Origin of the sequence: Sphingomonas aerophila (genome assembly GCF_014199305.1) — a bacterium.
Lineage (GTDB): Bacteria > Pseudomonadota > Alphaproteobacteria > Sphingomonadales > Sphingomonadaceae > Sphingomonas > Sphingomonas aerophila.
This window is the reverse complement of sequence record NZ_JACIJK010000007.1, coordinates 232712-254225: the sequence shown is the minus strand read 5'-3', so window position 1 is coordinate 254225 and position 21514 is coordinate 232712. Positions and strand designations below refer to the sequence as shown.

Genomic DNA, 21514 nt, shown 5'->3' with positions numbered 1-21514 from the left:
CCCGCTCACATCAGGCTGGCCACACACGGTCAAGGTGAACAAGGGTCAGGCGTCGTCGCGCAGTCCGTCGCGAACGCGATTACCGTCGCGATCGAACGCCGGCTCCGCCGCTTTTTGCGACTCGATGCGCGCCGATGGCTTGGAGGAGTTCTCTTCCTCTTCCGCCATGCCTTTCTTGAAGTTCTTCACACCCTTGGCGACGTCGCCCATCAGGTTGGAAAAGCGCCCGCCGCCGAGCAGCAAAATGGCCACAACGGCAAGGACGAGCAGGTGAATGGGGCTGAAGCCGCCCATGACGATTACTCCTGAAGCTATGTGTTATCTAGGCCGCCTTGGCAGGCATTACTACTGGCAAAGCCTGTGATCGCGGCCGATCCGTCACCCGGCCGATGACAGCGCCAGAAGCCGGTCGCGGGTGTCGATCAGCGCATCGAAATCACCGCTGGGGCGGCCAACGCTGCCCATCGCCCGGGCGAGCCGTTCGGCAGCGCGCGGCGTGATGTCGGGCAACCGGGCCGCGATCTCGACCATCTCGTCCATCCTTGCCCAGCAATCCAGCACCAGGTCGCATCCCGCGGAAATCGCACCCGCGGCCTTGTCCCCGGCGCTTCCCGACAGCGCTTTCATGTCGATGTCGTCGGTCATCAACAGCCCGTCAAAGCCGATGCGACTGCGGATCACCTCGTCGATGACGGTTGGCGATAGGGTCGCCGGGCGCTCGGCGTCCCAGGCGGTGAACACGATGTGGCTGGTCATGCCCATCGGCGCGCTCGCCAGCGCCTTGAACGGGGCAAGATCCACCTGCAGCTCCTCGTCGCTCGCGGTCACGGTCGGCAGCGTCAGGTGCGAATCGACCAACGCGCGCCCGTGCCCCGGCATATGCTTGACGACGCCAACGACCCCGCCTGCCGCCAATCCTTCCAGCACCGCCCGCCCCATGGCCGCCACCCGCATCGGCTCACGGCCATAGGCACGGCAGGTGATGATCTCTGCCGTCTCCGCCCCGGCCACATCCAGCAACGGCAGGCAGTCGACGCTCACGCCGACCTCGCTCAGCATCAGGCCGATCGCATGGGCGTTGGCGCGCGCGGCCTCGATCGCGGACATCGGTGCGATATCGTACAGCGCGTCAAAGGCCGGACCGGCGGGAAAGGCCGGCCATTCGGGCGGACCCATCCGCGCGACCCTGCCGCCCTCCTGATCGATCAGGATCGGCAGGTCGTCGCGCCCCAACAGCGAACGCAGGCTGTCGGTCAGCGCTTTTACCTGCGCCCGGTCCTCGATGTTGCGGCGGAACAGGATAAATCCCGCCGGCGCCGCTTCGATGAAGAAGGCGCGTTCGTCAGGTGTCAGTTCGGGGCCGGAAAGGCCGAAGATCACGGGCTTCATGACCGGGCCGTGTAGCGTGTCGCACACGGCCCGTCATGCGCCGCTATGGCCTATGATGCGACAAAGCAGCTTTCGCCCGCGACGCGCAGCCGCCCGCAAATATCGGCTGCCTGGTTGGCGCTGCCGGCGTTCACGCGCAGGCGATACAGCGTCCGCCCTCCGGTGGCGACTGGCTGCACCGACTTGCCGAGCTGGGCGATATAGCCGAACCGCTTGGAAAAGCTGGTCCAGGCCGCATTGGCCACGCTCTCGCTGGGATAGGCGCCAAGCTGAACCAGCGATCCGCCCGCCGGGATCGGCGCCGCCGCCGGCCGGTTCGCGCCGACCGGGGCGGTCGCCTTCAGCTTGCCGCCAGACGCCGGCACCGCTGCCACCGCGCTGGCGGCTCCATCGTCCTGCTTGTCCGGTTGCGCGACCTGGCGCCGGCCTGAAACGGGTGCTTCGGGCATCGCGCCGAGGTCGATCGCGCCCGTGCCCGATCCCTTGCCCGCGCTGGTCGCGATGGCGGCATCGCCCTCGCCCTTTACCTTCATCCCGCCGGGGTCCGTCGGACGCACCTTGTAGCTGCCCTCCTGCGCCGCGATCAGCTGGCCGTCCGGGCTCTGGCTGGCGCGTTGCAGCTTGTAGATACCCCAGACCAGGCCGGCGAGCACCACCAGCCCCAGAAGCACGGACGCGACCACGCGGCCCGCCCCCGGGCCTCGCGGCTCGTCCGGTTCCACCGTTTCGAGCCAGGGCAGCCGGTCTTCCTCGTGGATCTGAGAAGGGCGCAGGTCCATCTCGTCCGGCATCAATTCATCTCCGAAACCGCCTCGACCCCCATGATGTCGAGCCCGTTACGAATAATCTGCGCGATGCCGCTCGCCAAGAACAGACGCGCGCCGCTGATACCTGCGTCATCCTCCTGGATGAAGCGGCGGTCCGGGCGGTCATTACCGACGTTCCACAGCGCGTGAAAGGCGGCTGCCAAGTCATACAGATAAAACGCGATCCGGTGCGGTTCACGCGCCGCCGCAGCGATCTCCACGGTGCGCGGAAATTGCGCCGCGAGCTTCACCAGTTCCAGCTCATCGGTGTCAAGACGGGACAGGTCGGGCGTTCCCGCAACGCTGATCCCCGCCGCCGCGGCACGCCGGCCGACCGACGCGATACGGGCATGGGCGTACTGGACGTAGAAAACCGGGTTGTCCTTGGATGCCTCGACCACCTTGGCGAAGTCGAAATCCATCTGCGCATCGGCCCGCCGGGTCAGCATGGTGAAGCGCACCACGTCGCGCCCCACTTCCCGCACCACGTCAGCCAGCGTCACGAAGTTGCCGGCCCGCTTGGACATCTTCACCGGCTCGCCACCGCGCAACAGCCGCACCATCTGGACAAGCTTCACGTCGAACCGCGTCTGCCCACCCGTCAGCGCGGCGACCGCCGCGACGATGCGCTTCACCGTACCGGCATGGTCCGCGCCCCAGATGTCGATCAGCTGGTCCGCGCTCTGCGCCTTTTGATAGTGATAGGCGAGGTCGGCACCGAAATAGGTCCAGGACCCGTTGGATTTCTTTATCGGGCGATCCTGATCGTCGCCGAACGCGGTGGACCGGAACAAGGGCAGCTCCACCGGCTCCCAATCATCGGGCACCTCGCCCTTGGGCGCTTCCAGCGTTCCATCATAAACCAGGCCACGGCTGCGCAGTTCGGCTTCGGCCGCCTCCGGCTTGCCCGCCGCCTGCAACTCGGCCTCCGACGAGAACAGGTTGTGGTGAATGCCGAGCAGCGCCAGGTCGGCGCGGATCAGGTCCATCATCGCGGCCACCGCGCGGGTGCGGAACAGGACGAGCCACTCGCTCTCGGGCGCCGACGCATACCGGTCGCCGAACTCGGCGGCGAGCGCCTGGCCGACCGGGACCAGATAGTCACCCGGATACAGCCCCTCCGGCACCGCGCCGACGTCTTCGCCCAGCGCCTCGCGGTAGCGCAGGTGCGCGGAGCGGGCGAGCACGTCGACTTGGCCGCCGGCATCGTTGACGTAGTACTCGCGGATCACGCGATGTCCGGCGAACTCGAGCAGGCTAGCCAGCGCGTCACCCACCACGGCGCCGCGGCAATGCCCCATGTGCATCGGCCCGGTCGGGTTGGCCGACACATATTCGACGTTAACCGTGATCCCGTCACCGACCGAGGATCGGCCATAGGCGCCCGCATCGCGCGCGATCGTCGCCAGCTCGTCGCGCCAGGTGTCGGCGGTCAGGCGTAGGTTGATGAAGCCCGGGCCGGCAACGCTCGCGCCTTCTACTTCGGGCAGCTTGGACAGTTCGGCGACCAGCGCCTCTGCTAGCGCGCGCGGGTTGGTGGCGGCTGGCTTGGCCAGCACCATCGCGGCATTGGTCGCCAGGTCGCCATGGCTGGCATCGCGCGGCGGCTCCACCGTGACGTTGCGGCGGTCCAGCCCCTCGGGAAGCTTGCCCGCAAGGGTCAGGTCGTCGAGCGCGGCATCAAGATGGGCGGCGAAGCGGGTGTAAAGAGACATGGGCGCGCGCGTTAGCCGAAGGCCACGCGCGGTTCAAACACCACCAGGCATTGCGCAAGGGTCCGGCGGCTGGCGGCGAGGGCCAACACGGGCGGCCCTCCCCTCTCGCGGATCGTGGGGCGGGCATTGGGGATTGGGCTGGGCATGGCCCCGGCATGGCATGTGCCGCCAGCTGTAGGACAGCTTAAAATCAGCACCGGGAGGAAACATCGGCCAGCAAATTGCACCGGGCTCAACCCGAGATGATAAGTTTGCATTTGCAACTTATCTCCGAAAGGCGTTTACTAGTTGCGCTTTGCAACTGTTCTCTCCCTAGCCAGGAGCTTGCCCGATGCGCACCACCTTCACCCTTGCAGCCCTCCTCGCCGCTCCCGTTCTCGCGACGGCCATGCCCGCTTCGGCTGGCGAGCCGATCAAGCAGCGGGTCACCGATGGTGGAAAAACATACATCTACACCGTACGGCAGGTCGGCCGTGACCAGGTGATCGAAGGGCGCGGCTACCCCGCCGGTACGCGCTTTCGGTTGCGGGTACGCGGCAAGGAGGTCACGGGAACGGCCGGCGGCTACCCGGTCGCCTTCACCGCCCCTGCGGCACCTGCCTCGCCCCGCGCAGAACTCGCCATGCTGCCCTGATCGGGTAGGCGGGCGTCAGAAGCCTTCCGGCACGTCGATCGGCCCCACTACCTCCACGTAGCGCGCGATCGCGTACCGGTCGGTCATTCCCGCAATGAAATCGGCGATGTGGCGGCTGCGGTCGGGCTCACTCTCGGGCAGCCGCTCGCGCCACTCTGCCGGCAGCGCGGCGGGGTTCGCGCGATAACCCGCGAACAGCCCCGACACGATCTGTCGGGCCGTCGCAGCGGCGGCGAGTTGGGTCGGGTGATGGTACAGGTTCGCGTACATGAAGCGCTTCAGGTCGCGCTCCTGCGTCCGCATCGCCTCGGAAAATCCGACCAGCGCGCATCCCGCGTTCCGCACGTCATCGGGTGAGGTAACCCCCGCTTCCGCGATCCGCCGACGCGTTTCGGCGATCAGGTCGTTCGCCATCGCCCCGATCTGGCCGCGCACCAGCTCTCCCGTCAGCCGCGCATGCTCGACGTCCGGAAAGCGCGCGCACGCCGCCGCCCAGCTTGCCTGGACCAGGGGCACCGCCATCAGCTGGTCCAGCGTCAGCAGCCCGGCACGCAGGCCGTCATCGATGTCGTGATTGTCATAGGCGATGTCGTCCGCAATCGCGGCGACCTGCGCTTCCAGTGACGACCATTGCGTCAGCTCCAACGCGAAATCCGCGTCCGCCGCCGCCAGCGCCCAACCGGGACGGCGCACCGGCCCGTTATGCTTCGCCAGTCCTTCCAGCGTTTCCCACGTCAGGTTCAGCCCGGAAAATCGCGGGTACGGCCGCTCGATCGTGGTCAGGACGCGAAGGGTGTGGCCATTGTGGTCGAACCCGCCCGCCTCGGCCATCGCCTCTTTCAGCGCATCCTCCCCGGCATGGCCAAAGGGCGGGTGGCCGATGTCATGCGCCAGGCAGAGCGCCTCGGTCAGGTCCTCGTTCAACCCCAGCGTCCGCGCGATCGTGCGACCGATCTGCGCGACCTCCAGGCTGTGGGTCAGGCGGACGCGAAAATGGTCACCGTCCGGTGACAGGAACACCTGGGTCTTGTGCCGCAGCCGACGAAAGCTGATCGAATGGATCACCCGGTCGCGGTCACGCTGGAACGCGTCGCGCGGCCCCCGTTCGGTCGAGTCGCCCTCGTGATGATGGCGGCCGCGACTCAGCGACGGATTGGCCGCATAAGGTGCAGCCGGCCTCACTTATCGGTCGGCAGCTTGGCGATCTTCTGCCCGGCGTCGCTCGTGAAGGTGGAGGCGGCCACGCCCTTCTTGGCCAAACCGTTCACGAAGGCCTGCGCCTCGGCCTGCGTCTTGAACGGGCCGGTGACGACACGGTTGGTTGACCGCAATGGCGTGGCATAGCCGCTCCGGCCCTTGAACACCTCTGGCGCCTTGTTCCTGACGGTTGACCAGGCCTTGGGCAGGTCCGCGTCGCGCGCGCCGGTTGCGACCTGCACCCAAACCCGCCCGGCTTCCGCCTTGTCAGCACGACCTTCGGTCTTGCCGTCGCGTCCTGATGCCGTGCGGGTCGAACCCTTGCCCGCCTTGCCGGTGTCCTCGTCCTCGTCCTTGCGATTGCGGCTGCCCCGGCCACCGGTCGCCGTGTCCTTGGCGGCCAGCTCAGTCTTTGCGCCGCGCTTCCCGGCACGGGGCGTCGCCTCGTCGGCATCCACTTGGCCGCGCCGACTGCGCGCGCTGCTGGTCGCGCCGGGTGCATCGGCCTCCACGATCTCCGTCCGGACCACCCTGCGCCCGCGCCGATCACGGGTGACGCTTGTCCTCACGGGGGCCTCGGCCTCGGCCAACTCCGCGCTAGATCCACGCCGGCGACCGGGTGCGGCCGACCCTGTGCGCGTGCGAGCGGCGGGCGCGGCACCTTCATCCTCACCCGCGTCCGCTTCGGTCGTGCCGCGACGCCGCCGCGCGCCCGTTTCGGCACGCAGCGGTTCCGCCGACGCAAGGCGGCGCACTGCGGCGCGGCGCTCGGCGCTGTCCTCCGCCGCCCGGGCGCGGGCTTCGGCGACGCTGGCGCGCGCGCGGCCGGGCGCAACGTTCAGCTCCGCAGCCGGGATCGACAGGTTCGCGATGATCCGCGCCAACACCGAGTCTTGCGCAGGGCGGATAGGCGGAGGCGGCGCGATCGGGGCGGGCACTGCTGGCGCGGCCGCCATGCTGGCTACCGCGACGGGCGCCGATCCGGCCGGGTTCACAGCCGACACGGAGGTGCTGCTTTCAGCCGCGGCCGCCAGCACGCCAGGATTGGGGGCCGTAGCAGGAGCAACCGCCCCGCCTGTATCGGTTACGAAGCCGGGCGCGACCGTTGTACCACGTCCAGACGCCGTCGCCGGATTGGACGCCAGCGTCACCGGCGCAGGCGGTGAAGGAGGCCGCACGGCCGAAAGCGCCGGGTTCGCTCCCGACCCGACAGGCGCAGGCTGGGTGCTGAATGGCCGTGCAGCTGACGCCGCCGAGCTTGACGCCAATCCCATGGGGGCGGGCTGCGTGGCGGGAGGTGCGGTTCGCGTCGCGAGCGCTCCCGGCACAGGAGCGGGCACCTGCACCGGCGCCGTCGCAAAGGGCCGCGCCTGAACCCCGGCGTTCGCCGTTCCGGTGTTGGCCGCAAGAGCCGGTGTTGCAGGCTGCGACGGCCCGACCTGCGATGGGAATGCCGGCGTCTGCACAGGGCGCGCTGTCGCGAACTGGCCGGGCTGCGGAACAGAGGCAGCCTGAGTCGGCGCCGGCTGACCAACCGATCCGACGCGAGCCGGAACCGGCTGTACCACGGTCGTCGCCGCAACCCGCGCCGGTGCCGATGTGAGCGCCGGCCGGACAGACGCCAGCGCCGCCGCGCGCCGCGCCTCGCGTTCCGCACGCCGGTCACGTCCGGAGCGGCCGCGGCGGTCATCGCGACGATCGTCGGTGCGCGCCGGCTGAACCGATGCCACCGCCACCTGCGGCTGCGGCTCGGGCGCGAGCGGCATCAGGGCCGGCGCCAGCCGAGCATCCGCCAGCCGTTCGGGCGTGGGGCGGATCTCGCCAAAGTGCACGGCGAACGCCCGGTCCGATGCGCCCAACGAGGGCAGCTGCTGGAAGAAGGGCTGCAGCCCCTGTGCCGTGCCACCCGGCATCATGGTGCTGGCAATCGTCGTCGCGCCCGGAACGTCGCCAGTCATCGCCAGCACGAATGCCCGCGCACGCCATGCGCCTCGGTCCGAACGCCGGATCAGCGGCTCGAGCACGGCCAGCGCCTGCTCGCGCCGCCCCGAAATCCCCAGCGACAGGGCGTAACGGCGCAACAGCTCGTCATTGCTCTCGGTCTTCAGGGCCAGCCGATAATCGCGTTGCGCCCGCTCCTGCTCGCCGATCAGGTCATAGGCAAAGCCGCGGTCGGCCGCCATGCGCGCCGGGGCCAGACCCAGCGACTCGGCCTGCGCAAAGTAGCGAAGCGCTTCGCCGGGACGCTCGGCCCGAACCAGGATCGCGCCCATCCCCGCCTTCGCGCGGGCATTGCGCGGGTCGACCTTGTCCGCGCGCGCGAACAACGACGCCGCGCCGCTCAGATCGTCGACGCGCAACGACAGCTCGCCAGCGTCCAGAAGCGCGCTCAGGTCACCGGGGTTGGTCGCCAGGCGCCGCATCGTATCGCCCAGCCGGTCGGCATCGGTGCTGCCAGGCACAGCCTGCACCAGGGCCTGCGCCGAAAGAGCGGTCGGGGCACTGGCCAGCGAAAGGGCGAGTGCCAGCGTGGAGGGTATAAGAACTCGCATGTATCGCACCGGTTTAAGCCCGATTGAGCCTGAACCGGCAATGATCAACAGCATCTGGCGCGATGAAGCGAGCAGGCGCGGCGACGAGCAACGTCGTATCATCCAGGGGCGCAAAGTACGGGGCATGGAAAGCCACGCCACCCATTACCCTATTCCCAGGCTGTGCAGCCACTGCACCACCAGCCCTGGCCATTCGGCGGTCATCGCCACCTTGCTCGGCCGCAATCCAAAGGCGTGCCCGCCATAGGCGTACAGATGCATCTCGAACGGCACACCCGCCTTCTTCAGCGCCAGGCCATAGGCGAAGGACTGGTACACACTGTCCGTGGGATCGTTGACGCTGTGAAGAATGAACGTCGGGGGCGCTTTGGGGCTGACGGTGATCCAAGGCGCAAGCCGGGTGTTGTCACTCGCCTTTCCGCCCGAAGAGTCCCGGATATGGCCTGGGTACAGGGCAATCGCGAGGTCCGGGCGTGACGGCTGACTATCCGCCGCGTCAACGGGCTTGTAGCTTCGGCGATCGGCGTTGCTGACCGCCTGAACCAGGTGACCGCCCGCTGAAAAGCCGATCACGCCGACCCGGCGCGGATCAATCTTCAGCGTCGCCGCCCGGTACCGGATCAGGCTCATCGCGCGCTGCGCGTCCTGTAAAGCAAGCTGAACCGGCGGCGCGCGCTCGGCCCCGTTCGGGCCAGCATGCCAGCTTTGTGGAACCCGGTACTTCAGCAGGATGCACGTCATACCCTGCGCCGTCACCCAGTCGCAGATCTCCGTGCCTTCCAGGTCGATCGCGACGACCTCATAGCCACCGCCGGGCAGCACCAGCATCGCCGCGCCGCCATTCCGGCCACGTGGTGGATACACGGTCATGGTCGGGGTCGAAACGTTCATCACCGCCGACCAGCTACGGCCGCCGACAAGCCGCGTGCCCTTGACCGTGGTCTCCGGCTTGTCCGTCTCCGGTTTTGCCATCGCCAGCCCTGCCGGCCAGAGCGGGATCTGCTGCCGCCCGCCCGCCGGATTCCAGCGGCCGATGTCGATAAGGTGGTCAGGGTCGGGGGATGGGATGCCGTCCGGGGCGACCTGTTGCCTCTTCGCTCCAGCCGTGGCGTCGCCAGTCCCAGCCGCGATCGCGCCGATCAGCATCATCGATCTAACGATCCGGCCGATGGGGGTGCACAGCGAAGTCCGGGGCACGTGTCCGATCCGTTGAGCAATCGACGCCCTGGATGGGCCGCGCAGCGCGTCGGGCTCAGGCATCTGCGACGGCACCTCTCGGCGCCGTCGCATCAACATGCTTTACTGGTTGTTCTGACGGTGCAGGAAACGCGGGATGTCCAGCGGCGCAGGCTCGCCCTCCGCGTTCTCGTCCCGGGCAGCGCCAGTGCCGCGCGCGGCGTTGCTCATCCGCTCGAACAGCGTCCCGCCAAGCTTCACGCGCGGAGCCGGCGCCGGCTCTGCGTCTGCTTCCGCGCCCGGGGCAAGCCAGCGGCGGCGGGCGGCGGCATCGTCACCTGCCGTTGCCGGTGCCGTGGCGGCAGAGGACCGTGCCGCCGTGGCGGGCGCCGGCCTGGCAGCTGGCGCAGGCTTAGCTGCCGGCTGGCTTTGCACGGGCGCAGGCGCAGGCGCGGGCGCAGGTGCTTGCTCGGCAGGAGCTGGCGTTTCCACCATCTCCTCGGCGCCGAGCACCAGTTCCTCGTCCTGCGATTGCGCAACAGGCTCGGACTCCGGCGCAGCGGCAACAGGCTCTTCCTGCGGCGCGGGTGCGGGCGGGGCCTTTGGCGTGGCAGTCGCGCCGCTCGGGCGGAACGATGCGGGCTCGTCTACCTTGCGGCCCAGGCCGAAGGAGAAGCCGCGCGTGGTGGTCGGCTCAGCCTCGCGAGCCTGTGACAGCTCCGGCCGCGCCTCCGCTTCGATGCCGGTCGCGACGACCGACACGCGGATGCGGCCTTCCAGTTCGGGGTTGAAGGCGGAGCCCCAGATGATGTTCGCGTCGGGATCGACCAGCTCGCGGATGTGGTTCGCGGCCTCGTCCACTTCCAGCAGGCGCATGTCGTCGCCGCCGGTGATGGAGATGATCACGCCCTTCGCACCCTGCATCGACACGCCGTCGAGCAGCGGGTTGGCGATCGCCTTTTGCGCAGCTTCCAGCGCGCGGTTGTCGCCGTCCGCCTCGCCGGTGCCCATCATCGCCTTGCCCATCTCCTGCATCACGGAGCGGACGTCGGCGAAGTCGAGGTTGATCAGGCCGGGCATGACCATCAGGTCGGTGATGCCGCGCACGCCCTGCTGCAGCACCTCGTCCGCCATCGAGAACGCTTCCTTGAAGGTCGTGTTCGCGTTGGCGATCAGGAACAGGTTCTGGTTCGGGATGACGATCAGGGTGTCGACGTATTTCTGAAGCTCCTCGATCCCCTGCTCGGCCGCCTTGGCGCGACGGTTGCCTTCGAAGGAGAAGGGCTTGGTCACGACGCCAACGGTCAGGATGCCCATGTCACGCGCCGCCTTGGCGATGACGGGAGCAGCGCCGGTGCCGGTGCCGCCGCCCATGCCGGCAGCGATGAAGCACATGTGGCTTCCTTCCAGCTGCTTGGCGAGCTGATCGATGGTCTCCTCGGCCGCCGCGCGGCCGATCTCCGGCCGTGCGCCCGCGCCCAGGCCTTGCGTGATCTTGCTGCCCAACTGAACGCGATGGGGCGCAATCGACTGCTTCAACGCCTGCGCGTCAGTGTTGGCGACCAAGAATTCGACGCCCTGCACGTCCGCGCGCATCATGTTCGCGATGGCGTTTCCGCCGGCTCCACCAACGCCAATAACAGAAATACGCGGGGTCAGTTCGTCGACGTCCGGCGCCATGAATTCGATGCTCATACTCGTATCCTTCCGCCCATCCCCGGCAAACAGGTCGGGACCCCTGTTAACCTTTGTAGCTTACCTTTGCCCCGGTGCCAGCGGGAAAACGTGCTGACACCGCAAAACGATTCAATAGTTTGCACGTGCCGCCTGAATCAGTTTGCGAAACACGCCCATGCCGCGCGGGCGGTGAACCGCCGTTTCGCGAGTGGGCGCGATCGCTCGCAGATCCATCGGGTTGGCCGACGCGTAAAAGGCCAATCCCGCCAGTGTGGCGAAGGCGGGCCCGGCATGCGCCTCTGGCAGTGCCGTCAGCCCGCGCGGGCGGCCGATCCGCACCGACCGGCCAAGCGCCTGCTGCACATAATCCGCGATCCCCTTCAACTCCGCGCCGCCGCCGGTCAGCACGACCTGGCGACCCACCGGCCCTTCGAACTTCAGGGTGGCGAGCGCTTTTCGCACCTCGCCCATCTGATGCTCCAGCCGCTGGCGGATGACGCCGATCAGCGCGGCCTTGGTGATCTGCGTGTGGCCATGCGCATCATCCTCGCTGCCGACCGGCACCACCGGGATCATGTCGTGGTTGTCGCGTGGAGAGGCGTTGGCGCTGCCGTGAAAGCACTTCATCCGCTCCGCCTGCTGGCGACGCGTGCCAAAGGCGGAGGCGATGTCGTCGGTGATGTCGGCCGCGCCCATCGGAATGGAGGTCAGCCCAACCAGCATCCCGCCTGCAAACAGCGACACGTTGGTGATTCCTGCCCCCATCTCCACCAGCGCCACGCCCAGCTCCCGCTCCTCTTCGGACAGGCAGGCAAGCCCGGTCGCCACGGGCGAAGCGATGATCGACTTCACCTCCAGATGCGCCGAGCGGACACACAGGTCGAGGTTGCGGACCGGCGAACCATCCGCGGCAACGACGTGGATGTGCACGCCCAGCCGATCGGCATGAAGGCCCAGCGGCTTCTTGACCCCGGTCAGGCCGTCAAGTGTGTAAAGCGCTGGCTGTGCGTGCAGCACCATGCGCCCCTGCGGATCGATCGAGTTGCGCCCAGCCGCCAGCAGCGCGTCGATGTCCGCCTGTTCGACCCGGTGGCCGCCCAGCTCGAACTCGACTTCCGCCACATCGCTGACCAGCCCGCCGGCGGAAAAGCCGACCCATACGTTCTCGATGTTCAGCCCCGCGATGCGCTCGGCCTGCTCCACCGCCTCGCGCACGGCTGCTTCGGTCGCGCCCATGTCGGCGATATAGCCGCCCTTTACGCCTCGGCTTTCCCGCTGCCCGGTGCCGAGCACGATCAGCTCGCCCCCATCCCCCTTTTGCGCGATCATCGCCGAAACCTTGCTCGACCCGATATCGAGCGCCGTGATCAGCCCTTCCGGTGCTGCCTTAGCCATCAGCCTTCCTCCCCCGATTCCGCCGAGTTGCCCGTACCCTTGGGTTCTTCAACAGGCTTGCCGTCATCTGCCGCCTGGTGCGCCATGCTGGCACTGGGCCGCCGCGCCACGAACTTGGCCGGATCGCGCATGTCGAATGCGAGCCACCCGCGCCCCAACAACGGATGGGCCCCGTCCTTTTGCGCGAACTGGACCAGCGCCGCTGCGGCGCCGTCTTCCGGCAGCTTCAATACCTCACCCGACTCGAACGTCAGGTCCCAGCGTCGGTTGCCGACCCAGGTCGCCGCCCGCACTCGCGGCTTCAACGCCGGCGCTGCGTCGAGCAACGCCTGATACGCCGCCTCCTGCCGATCGGCGCCGGGGCCGATGATCAGCGGCAGGTCGGGCATGTTGCTGGGGTCGACCGGGTCGAGAAGCTGCCCGGTCGCATCGATCAGCGTCAGCTGCCCGCGATCCTGCCACACCGCCGCCGGCGTCCGCTCGGTGATGCCGACCAGCAGCGTGTCGGGCAGCCGCCGGGACACATGCGCGTCCGCGACCCAGCCATAGCGCAACAGGTTGCGCCGCACTTCATCCAGGTCGATGGCAAAGATCGCCTGATCCTGCCGCCCCTGCAACGCCAGCGCGTACACCGTGTCGCGGTCCATCCGTTTCAGGCCGACAATGTCGATCTGCTCGACGCGAAAACCTGCCCGCCCCGCCCCCTCGGCCAACGCTGACCCGATCATGCCGGGTACGCCCAGGAACACCGCGACGCCGATGGCGACCGCGCCACCAATGCCGGAGAAGGTCCAGGTCGCGATGCGGCGCAACGCTTCCTCGCTGACCGGCAGCGCGCCGACCAGCCGGTCCATCACCGATATCTTCTTCACCGGCACCGTGCGGCGCGGCTGGGGGCGCTTGGGCGGGGCTCCGCGGCGGATGGTGCGGCTCATGGCGACCCGCTGTCCCGCATGGCCTCGTCCACGATCGCCTGCACCAGCTCGGGATAGCTCATCCCGTTGTGCCGCGCCTGTTCGGGTACCAGGCTGAGCGGCGTCATGCCCGGCTGGGTGTTCACCTCCAGCAGGAACAATCCGTCGACCCCGCGCTCGTCGTCCCAGCGGAAATCCGACCGGCTGCACCCGCGACAGCCCAACAGGCGATGGGCCTGCAAGGCCAGCCGGTTGCAGGCTTCGGCAATGTCGTCGGGGATGCGGGCGGGATAGACATGCTCGGTCATGCCGTCCGTGTACTTGGCGTCGAAGTCATACCAGCCCGACTTGGGCCGCAGCTCCGTCACGCCCAGTGCGCGCTCGCCCAGAACGGCGGTCGTCAGCTCGCGCCCCCGCACATAGGGTTCGGCCAGCAGTTCCTCGAACTCCTGCCACGGCCCCGCAACATCGCGGCCGATGGGGTTGCCGTAATTGCCATCCGCCGTGACTATGGCGACGCCCAGCGACGATCCCTCGTTGACCGGCTTCACCACGTACGGCCGCGCGAGCGGATCGCCGTCGAACAGCTCGACCGACTTGATCACGCGGCCGCCGGGCATGGGAATGCCGTGCGGCACCAACGCCTGCTTGGTCAGCACCTTGTCGACCGCGATCACCGATGTCGCCAGCCGGGAATGGGTGTAGCGGATCCCCATCAGGTCCATCATGCCCTGCACCGTGCCGTCCTCGCCGGGCGAGCCGTGCAGCGCATTGAATACCAGGTCCGGCTTCGCGTCCGCCAGCCGCGCGGCGACGTCACGATCCATGTCGATGCGGGTGACGCGATGGCCCAGGCCCTCGAGCGCGTCGGCAACCCCCGCGCCCGACATCAGCGACACCGGCCGCTCACCCGACCAGCCGCCCATCAGGACAACGATATGAAGCGGGCTCGTCATGCGGGCACTCCCACGCGCTGGATTTCCCACTCTAACTCCACGCCCGACTTGGCCTTCACTCGCGACCGGACCTCTTCGCCCAGCGCCTCAATCTCCGCACTGGTCGCGGCGCCCGTGTTGATCAGGAAGTTGGTATGCTTTTCCGACACCTGCGCGCCGCCATGCGTCAGCCCGCGGCAGCCCGCTTCGTCCACCAGTGCCCAGGCCTTGTGCCCGTCCGGGTTCTTGAAGGTCGATCCGCCCGTCTTGGACCGCAGCGGCTGCGACGCTTCGCGCGCGGCGGCGATGCGGTCCATCTCCGCCTGGATCTGCGCCGCATCCCCCGGCTCGCCCCGGAACGTCGCGCTGACCACCACCGCGCCCGCCGGCAGCTCCGAATGGCGGTAGGTATAGCCAAGCTCGGCCACCGGCAGGACCCGTCGCTCGCCAGAGCGCATCACCACCTCGGCCTCGGTCAACACGTCCGCCGTCTCACGCCCATAAGCGCCGCCGTTCATCCGCACGAAGCCGCCGACCGTACCCGGGATGGAGCGCAGGAACTCAAGCCCCGCAATCCCGGCGTCGCGTGCGGTGGAGGAAACCAGGATCCCGCTCGACCCGCCTCCGCAGCGCAGCGTCATCCCGTCCGCCTCGACCTTTGCGAACGGCTTGCCCAGCCGCACCACCACGCCCGGCACCCCGCCATCACGCACGATCAGGTTGGACCCGAGCCCTAGCGCCATCACCGGCACCGCCGGGTCCAGGTCGCGAAGGAAGTCGGACAGGTCGTCCACGTCCGCCGGTTCGAACAGCCACTGCGCCGCCCCGCCCGTCTTGAACCAGACCAGCGGCGCCAGCGCACCGCCCGGGGTCAGGCGACCGCGCACGCGGGGCATCTCGAGCGTGGCGCCGCTCATACCGCCTCCACCCTGCGCTCGCCGATGGCCTCGGCAAGTCCCGCCGCCCATTTCGTGATGTCGCCCGCGCCCAGACAGACCACCATGTCGCCCGCGCGCACGATCGTTGCGAGCTCATCGGCCAGCTCACCCACGTCCGCCACCGTGCAGGCAGAACGGTGCCCCCGTCGCTTCAGCCCGTCCACCAGCGCCTGTGCGTCGACGCCCGCCACCGGCGCCTCGCCCGCGGCATAGACCGGCGTCACGATCACGCGGTCGGCGTCGTTGAACGCGGTCTGGAACTCTTCCATCAGATTGCCGAGCCGCGAATAACGATGCGGCTGCACGACTGCGATCACGCGGCCGGTGCTACCGCCAGCCACGCTCTCGCGCGCCGCGGCCAGCACCGCGCGAATCTCGACCGGGTGGTGGCCATAATCGTCGATGACGGTCGCGCCCGCGACCTCGCCAACCTTGGTGAAGCGGCGCTTGACCCCGCCGAACGCATGAAAGCCGCGCGCGACCGTCTCATCGTCAATGCCCAGCTCCAGCGCCACGCCGATCGCCGCCAGCGCGTTCTGGACATTGTGCCGCCCCGCCATCGGCAGCTCCACGCCCTCGATCACGCGCGTGGACCCGTCGCGCTCACGCACCAGGCAATCGAAGCGGTTGCCGCCCGGTATGGGCTGCACATTCGCGCCCCGCACATCGGCCTGCGCCGAAAAGCCATAGGTCACGACGCGCCGGTCACGGATGCGCGGCAGGATGTTCTGCACCTCTGGATGGTCCAGGCACATCACCGCCGCGCCGTAAAAGGGCACGTTCTCGACGAACTCGACATAGGCGTCCTTGGCCGCCTCGAACGATCCGTAATGGTCCAGGTGCTCGGGGTCGATGTTGGTGACCACCGCCACCGTACCGTCCAGGCGCAGGAAACTGCCGTCGCTCTCGTCGGCCTCCACCACCATCCAGTCGGATGCGCCCAGGCGCGCGTTGGAGCCATAGGAGTTGATGATGCCGCCGTTGATCACGGTCGGATCGACCCCGCCCGCGTCGAGCAGCGCCGCGACCATCGATGTCGTGGTCGTCTTGCCGTGCGTGCCCGCCACCGCGACCGTGGATTTCAGGCGCATCAGTTCGGCCAGCATCTCCGCGCGACGCACCACGGGAATCCGCTTTTCCAGCGCCGCCTCGACTTCCGGGTTGGAGCGGGTGATCGCAGTGGAGACGACCACCACCGCCGCGTCCGCGACGTTGCTTGCCGCGTGGCCGATCATCACCGGGATGCCCCGGTCGCGCAGGCCCTGCACGACATAGCCCTCGGCCACGTCCGAACCCTGCACGCTATAACCAAGGTTCTTCATCACCTCGGCAATGCCGGACATGCCGATCCCGCCGATGCCGACGAAGTGGATCGTGCCGATGTCGGTCGCAACGCCCTTCATCGGACAGCTCCGCCAAGGGGGATTGCCTGTCCTGAGCTTGTGGAGGAAAGCTTCATGCGCCGGCCATCGCAGGCTTGGGACGTGCGGGCGCCGCGACAGGAAGGCGCGCTACCGGGGCATCAAGGCTTTCGACCAGGTCGGCCAGGTCGCTCACCGCCTTGGGCCGGCCGACACTGCGCGCGCGCCCGGCGGCATTCTCCAGCGCGGCGGGATCGAGGCCCAGCTTCTGCATCTGCTTGGCCAGTTCCACCGCCGTGAACTCGGATTGCGGGATCGTGCGCGCGCCGCCAGCGCGCGTGATCTCGCGCGCGTTCGCGGTCTGGTGGTCGTCCGTCGCGCCCGGCAGCGGCACCAGGATCGCAGGCCGGCCAGCGGCAGTCAGTTCCGCAATCGTCGATGCACCCGCACGCCCGATCACCAGATGCGCCCAGGCAAGCTGTTCGGGCATGTCGGGCAGGTACGTCGCCAGGTCCGCGGCGATATGATGCTGCGCATATTGGGCACGCGCGGCGTCGATGTCCTCGACCCGCGCCTGATGAGTCACCTGCAACCGGCGGCGAAACTGGACGGGCAGCATGGCAAGCCCGTCAGGCACCACCTGGCTCAACACAGAGGCGCCCTGGCTGCCACCAGTCACCAGCACGCGGAAGATGCCGTCCTCCTCCAGCAGCGGATACGGCTTGGCCCTCAGCGCCAGCACCGCTTCGCGAACGGGGTTGCCGACCAGATGCACCTTGCCGGCCAGCGCGGGCGAAAGGCGCTCGGTCTGGTCATAGCTGGTCGCGATCGCGTCGACGCGCCGCGACACCGTGCGGTTGACCCGGCCCAGCACCGCATTCTGTTCATGCACCGCGGTCGGAATGCCTTCCGCAAAGGCGCCCATCAGCGCTGGAAAGGCCGGATAGCCGCCAAACCCGATCACGGCCGCCGGCCTGAACGTCCGGTACAGCTCGCGCGCCATCGCCCGGCCACGCCACATCTCGCGCATCGCCGGCACCCACCGGGCTGGCTTCTTCAGCATAAAGCGGCCGGCCGGAATGACGTGCGTCTGGATGTCGTCGAACAGCCCGGGGAAACGCACCCCGCGCGGGTCGGAGATCAGCGCGACGCGGTGGCCGCGGCGCATCAGTTCCGCCCCCAGCGCGGACGCAGGAACCATGTGTCCGCCGGTTCCCCCGGCGGCAAGGACGTAATGCTTGCTCATGTCGTTCCCCACTTAACGACATAAGGGCTGCGCGTCAGGAACGGATTGCGACGCGTAAAGGCCAGCAACAGTCCCATTCCGATCGACAGCGCGATCATGGACGACCCACCATAGCTGATGAAGGGCAGCGTCATCCCCTTTGACGGGGCAAGCCCGGTGTTGACCAACATCGACACCAGCGCCTGCGCGCCGAACTGCACGGCAAGCCCCGACGCGGCCAGCAGCTTGAACTCGTCATGCTCGTCCAGCAGCTTCACGAACACCCGCACCACGATGGCAAGGAACGTGATCGCGATGATCGAACAGGCGATCAGACCGAATTCTTCACCGATCACGGAGAAGATGTAATCGGTATGCGCCTCGGGCAACCCGAACTTCGCCTGCCCACCGCCAGGGCCCGTCCCGGTCCAGCCGCCCGCCGTCAACGTATCGTGTGCGGCGTTGACCTGGAAATGATCGGCCGCGCCCTCGCCCTCCACGCCCGGAAACAGGAACGCGTCGATACGCGCGCGCGCCGTGCTGTAGAACAGGTACGCGGCCACCAGCCCCGCCGGCACACACGCGGCAAGCCCCAACAATACCCGAGTGGGCGTTCCCGCGATGGTCAGCAGCGCCATCCACACGACGCAAAAGATGACCGTCTGGCCAAAGTCGGGCTGCAGCATCAGCAACACTGCAACCGCCGCCGTCATCCCGCCCGTGATCAGCACGGTTGGCAGGTCTTCGTCCTTGGCTTTCAACGACAGCAGCCACGCGACAGTGACGATGAACAAGGGCTTCAGGAACTCAGACGGCTGGAATTCGGCGATGCCCAGCCCGATCCAGCGTCGCGCGCCGTTGTGCACCGCCCCGATAAAGGGCGTTACCGCGAGCAGGGCCACCAGCAACGCCGCACCGCCCAGTGCAAAGCGACGGGCGGTCGCGACCGGCAGCATCGACACCAGGAACATCACCGGCAGCGACACGCCAACCCACATCAGCTGCCGCCAGAAATAGTATAGCGGCGCAATCTTGCGGTGCTCGCCAGAATAACGAACCGCGGTCGCAGGGCTCGCCGCCGCGACCGCGACCAGCCCGATCGCGATCAGGAACAGCGTCAGCAGCAGCAGCATGCGGTCGATGTCCCAGAACCAGGCACCCAGTGGCGACCGGTCCCCGCGCCCACCCCGGCGCTTGACCCTGGCGATGAGGCCCGTGTCGGCGTTCATGCGCGCTCCCTCCCCGTCAGGCTTTCAACCGCCGCGCGAAACGCACGCCCCCGGTCCTCATAATCGCGAAACTGGTCAAAGCTGGCGGCTGCGGGCGACAACAGCACCACCTCACCTCGCTCGGCATGCGCTGCGGCGCGGGCCACGGCGACGTCCAGCGTACCAGCTTCCTCCACCGGAACGCGCCCGCGCAGCACCTCGGCAAATCGTCCGCCGGCCTCACCGATCGTGTAAGCGCGCACCACATGGGGGAAGTTGGGCGCACAAGCGTCCAGATCATCGCCCTTGGCGCGCCCGCCCAGGATCCAGTGCACCCGCGGGAACGCCGCCAGCGCCGGCGCCGTGCTTTCCGGATTGGTCGCCTTGCTGTCATCGACCCAGGTGACGCCGTCCAGCGTCGCGACGCGTTCCATCCGATGCGGCAGGCCGGCAAAGCTCTGCAGACCGCGGTCGATATCCGCCTCCGACACGCCCAGCGCCTTGGCGATCGCGATAGCGGCAAGCGCGTTCTGTGCATTGTGCGGACCCTGCAACGCCGGCCAGCGCCGCTGGTCCAGACACAGGCCCGGTGCAATCTTGGTCAGGTGTTCGCCCCGCGCGGACAGCGATCGTGCAATTTGCGACGAAGGCAGGTCGCCGATGCCGATGATCGCGTCGTGCTCCCCCGACTGCATCGCGAACAGCCGCGCCTTGGACGCGGCGTAGGTGTCGAAGTTGTCATACCGGTCGAGGTGATCGGGTGTGATATTGAGCAGCACCGCCACGTCGCAATCCAGGCTTTGCGTCAGGTCGATCTGGTAGCTCGACAGCTCCAGCACATAGACCCCGCCCTCCGCCAACGGATGCTGCGCCAGGATCGGCAGGCCGATATTGCCGCCCATCAGGGCAGGCACCCCGGCTGTCTGCAGCATGTGCGTGACCAGCGCCGTGGTGGTCGACTTGCCATTTGTGCCGGTGATCCCGACGACCTTGTGCGGCGGCAGCTCGGCGCGGGCCTGAGCGAACAGCTCGATGTCGCCAATGATCGGCACGCCGGCATCGCGCGCCCTGGCCGCAAGCGGATGCGTGTTGAGCGGCACGCCCGGCGACACCACCAGCGCGTCGAAGCCGGTCAGGTCGTCGAACTCACGGAATTCCAGTTTGCCCTGCCCGTCGCCTGGATGGACGCGCTTTGCAGCGTCGCTGTCCCAGGCAACCACGCTCGCGCCGCTCGCCAGCAGCGCAGCGACCGTCGCCGCGCCCGAGCGCGCAAGGCCCAGCACCGCGAAGCGCTTGCCAGCCCAGGCGCGGCTTGTGATCACCGCAGCTTCAACGTCGAAAGGCCGGCGAGCATCAGTACAAAGGCGACGATCCAGAACCGGATCACGACCTTGCTCTCGTTCCAGCCGAGCTGCTCGAAATGGTGGTGGATCGGGGCCATGCGGAACACCCGCTTGCCGGTGCGCTTGTAAAAGAACACCTGGATAATGACGCTCAGCGCCTCCACCACGAACAGCCCGCCGATGATGCCGAGCACGATCTCGTGCCGCGCGACCACCGCGATCGTGCCAAGCGCGCCGCCCAGCGCCAAGCTGCCGGTGTCGCCCATGAAGACGGCTGCCGGGGGCGCGTTGAACCACAAAAATGCCAGCCCCGCCCCGACGATGGCGCCGCACAGGATCGCCAACTCTCCCGACCCCAGTACATGGTGGATACCGAGATAGGCGGCGAACTTCGCGTTGCCGACCAGGTACGCAATCAGCATGAACGCGATCGACGCGATGATGACCGGCATGGTCGCCAGACCATCCAGACCGTCGGTCAGGTTCACCGCATTGCCAAACGCGACGATCGTGAAGGCGGCAAAGACCGGGTAGAACCAACCAAGGTCCAGGTACATGCGCGTGGTGAACGGCAGGTACAGGTGCGTTCCCGCCTTGTAGGTGATCAGCACGGCCGCGATACCGGCGATCAGGAACTCGAGTGCCAGCCGCGTACGGCCCGAAACGCCCGCGGTGCTCGCCTTGCGCACCTTGTCATAGTCGTCGAGGAACCCGATCAGCCCAAAGCCCAGCGTCACCGCCAGGCATGCCCAGACATAGGGGTTGGCCAGGTCCATCCAAACCAGCACCGACACCGTGATGCTGGTCAGGATCATCAACCCGCCCATGGTCGGCGTGCCCCGCTTGGCGAGGTGGGATTGCGGCCCGTCCAGGCGGATCGGCTGGCCCTTGCCCTGCCGCACGCGCAGCCAGCCAATGAACTTCGGGCCGATCAACAGGCCCAGGAACAACGCGGTCGCGATCGCCCCACCCGTGCGGAACGACAGGTAGCGAATGAGGTTCAACAAGCCTGGAAAGCCGAGATGCTCGGCAAGCAGGTACAGCATGCC

Annotated in this window: 18 protein-coding genes; 1 reads left to right on the top strand and 17 read right to left on the bottom strand. The window is 68.0% G+C overall.

The genetic code is table 11. The annotated features are described in order from the left end of the window. Positions 1–45: 45 nt before the first annotated feature. The 4 genes from FHS94_RS12800 to argS all read right to left on the bottom strand — a co-directional run bounded on the left by FHS94_RS12800 (position 46) and on the right by argS (position 3910). A complete protein-coding gene (locus FHS94_RS12800; RefSeq protein ID WP_184058422.1) occupies positions 46–294 on the bottom strand; it encodes a twin-arginine translocase TatA/TatE family subunit in 249 nt (82 codons plus the stop codon). Between the two features lie 84 nt (positions 295–378). Next, a complete protein-coding gene (locus tag FHS94_RS12795; protein ID WP_184058420.1) occupies positions 379–1389 on the bottom strand; it encodes a glycoside hydrolase family 3 protein in 1011 nt (336 codons plus the stop codon). Between the two features lie 50 nt (positions 1390–1439). Then, a complete protein-coding gene (locus FHS94_RS12790) occupies positions 1440–2180 on the bottom strand; it encodes an SPOR domain-containing protein (RefSeq protein WP_184058418.1) in 741 nt (246 codons plus the stop codon). Next, a complete protein-coding gene (argS, locus tag FHS94_RS12785) occupies positions 2180–3910 on the bottom strand; it encodes an arginine--tRNA ligase (RefSeq protein ID WP_184058416.1) in 1731 nt (576 codons plus the stop codon). The genes FHS94_RS12790 and argS overlap by 1 nt, the downstream gene beginning before the upstream one ends. Positions 3911–4241: 331 nt before the next feature. Here argS and FHS94_RS12780 point away from each other — a divergent pair, with 331 nt between their 5' ends. Next, positions 4242–4544 (top strand): hypothetical protein, encoded by a 303-nt coding sequence (locus tag FHS94_RS12780; protein ID WP_184058414.1) that lies wholly within the window; start codon positions 4242–4244, stop codon positions 4542–4544. A gap of 15 nt (positions 4545–4559) precedes the next feature. Here the strand turns inward: FHS94_RS12780 and FHS94_RS12775 are convergent, their stop codons facing one another. The 13 genes from FHS94_RS12775 to mraY all read right to left on the bottom strand — a co-directional run bounded on the left by FHS94_RS12775 (position 4560) and on the right by mraY (position 21511). After that, positions 4560–5726, bottom strand: coding sequence for a deoxyguanosinetriphosphate triphosphohydrolase (locus FHS94_RS12775; protein ID WP_184058412.1), 1167 nt, complete (start codon positions 5724–5726; stop codon positions 4560–4562). Further along, positions 5723–8293: an SPOR domain-containing protein gene (locus tag FHS94_RS19800; RefSeq protein WP_184058410.1), complete on the bottom strand. Its 2571-nt coding sequence runs from the start codon at positions 8291–8293 to the stop codon at positions 5723–5725. Before FHS94_RS19800 ends, FHS94_RS12775 begins: the two co-directional genes overlap by 4 nt. Before the next feature lie 144 nt (positions 8294–8437). Continuing rightward, complete coding sequence (locus FHS94_RS19795; protein WP_221234747.1) at positions 8438–9490, bottom strand: alpha/beta hydrolase fold domain-containing protein; 1053 nt, start codon at positions 9488–9490, stop codon at positions 8438–8440. A 102-nt stretch (positions 9491–9592) separates the two neighbouring features. Continuing rightward, positions 9593–11164, bottom strand: a complete 1572-nt coding sequence (gene ftsZ / locus FHS94_RS12760; RefSeq protein ID WP_184058407.1) for a cell division protein FtsZ — start codon at positions 11162–11164, stop codon at positions 9593–9595. 111 nt (positions 11165–11275) lie between these two features. Continuing rightward, positions 11276–12541 carry a cell division protein FtsA gene (gene ftsA / locus FHS94_RS12755; protein WP_184058405.1) on the bottom strand — a complete coding sequence of 422 codons (1266 nt, stop codon included), beginning with the start codon at positions 12539–12541 and terminating at the stop codon, positions 11276–11278. After that, complete coding sequence (locus tag FHS94_RS12750; protein WP_184058403.1) at positions 12541–13476, bottom strand: cell division protein FtsQ/DivIB; 936 nt, start codon at positions 13474–13476, stop codon at positions 12541–12543. Before FHS94_RS12750 ends, ftsA begins: the two co-directional genes overlap by 1 nt. Then, the gene (locus FHS94_RS12745) at positions 13473–14411 is read right to left on the bottom strand and encodes a D-alanine--D-alanine ligase (RefSeq protein WP_184058401.1); all 939 of its coding nucleotides are present in this window, start codon (positions 14409–14411) and stop codon (positions 13473–13475) included. The genes FHS94_RS12750 and FHS94_RS12745 overlap by 4 nt, the downstream gene beginning before the upstream one ends. After that, a complete protein-coding gene (gene murB / locus FHS94_RS12740) occupies positions 14408–15307 on the bottom strand; it encodes a UDP-N-acetylmuramate dehydrogenase (protein ID WP_184058399.1) in 900 nt (299 codons plus the stop codon). The genes FHS94_RS12745 and murB overlap by 4 nt, the downstream gene beginning before the upstream one ends. After that, complete coding sequence (gene murC, locus FHS94_RS12735; RefSeq protein ID WP_184058397.1) at positions 15304–16731, bottom strand: UDP-N-acetylmuramate--L-alanine ligase; 1428 nt, start codon at positions 16729–16731, stop codon at positions 15304–15306. The genes murB and murC overlap by 4 nt, the downstream gene beginning before the upstream one ends. 52 nt (positions 16732–16783) lie before the next feature. Next, entirely contained in the window at positions 16784–17935 is a 1152-nt protein-coding gene (murG, locus tag FHS94_RS12730) for an undecaprenyldiphospho-muramoylpentapeptide beta-N-acetylglucosaminyltransferase (protein ID WP_184058395.1), read from the bottom strand. Further along, the gene (locus tag FHS94_RS12725; protein WP_184058393.1) at positions 17932–19143 is read right to left on the bottom strand and encodes an FtsW/RodA/SpoVE family cell cycle protein; all 1212 of its coding nucleotides are present in this window, start codon (positions 19141–19143) and stop codon (positions 17932–17934) included. The genes murG and FHS94_RS12725 overlap by 4 nt, the downstream gene beginning before the upstream one ends. Continuing rightward, on the bottom strand, positions 19140–20444 hold the full coding sequence (murD, locus tag FHS94_RS12720) for a UDP-N-acetylmuramoyl-L-alanine--D-glutamate ligase (protein ID WP_184058391.1): 1305 nt from the start codon (positions 20442–20444) through the stop codon (positions 19140–19142). Before murD ends, FHS94_RS12725 begins: the two co-directional genes overlap by 4 nt. Next, complete coding sequence (gene mraY, locus FHS94_RS12715) at positions 20441–21511, bottom strand: phospho-N-acetylmuramoyl-pentapeptide-transferase (protein ID WP_184058389.1); 1071 nt, start codon at positions 21509–21511, stop codon at positions 20441–20443. The genes murD and mraY overlap by 4 nt, the downstream gene beginning before the upstream one ends. Positions 21512–21514 lie beyond the last annotated feature (3 nt).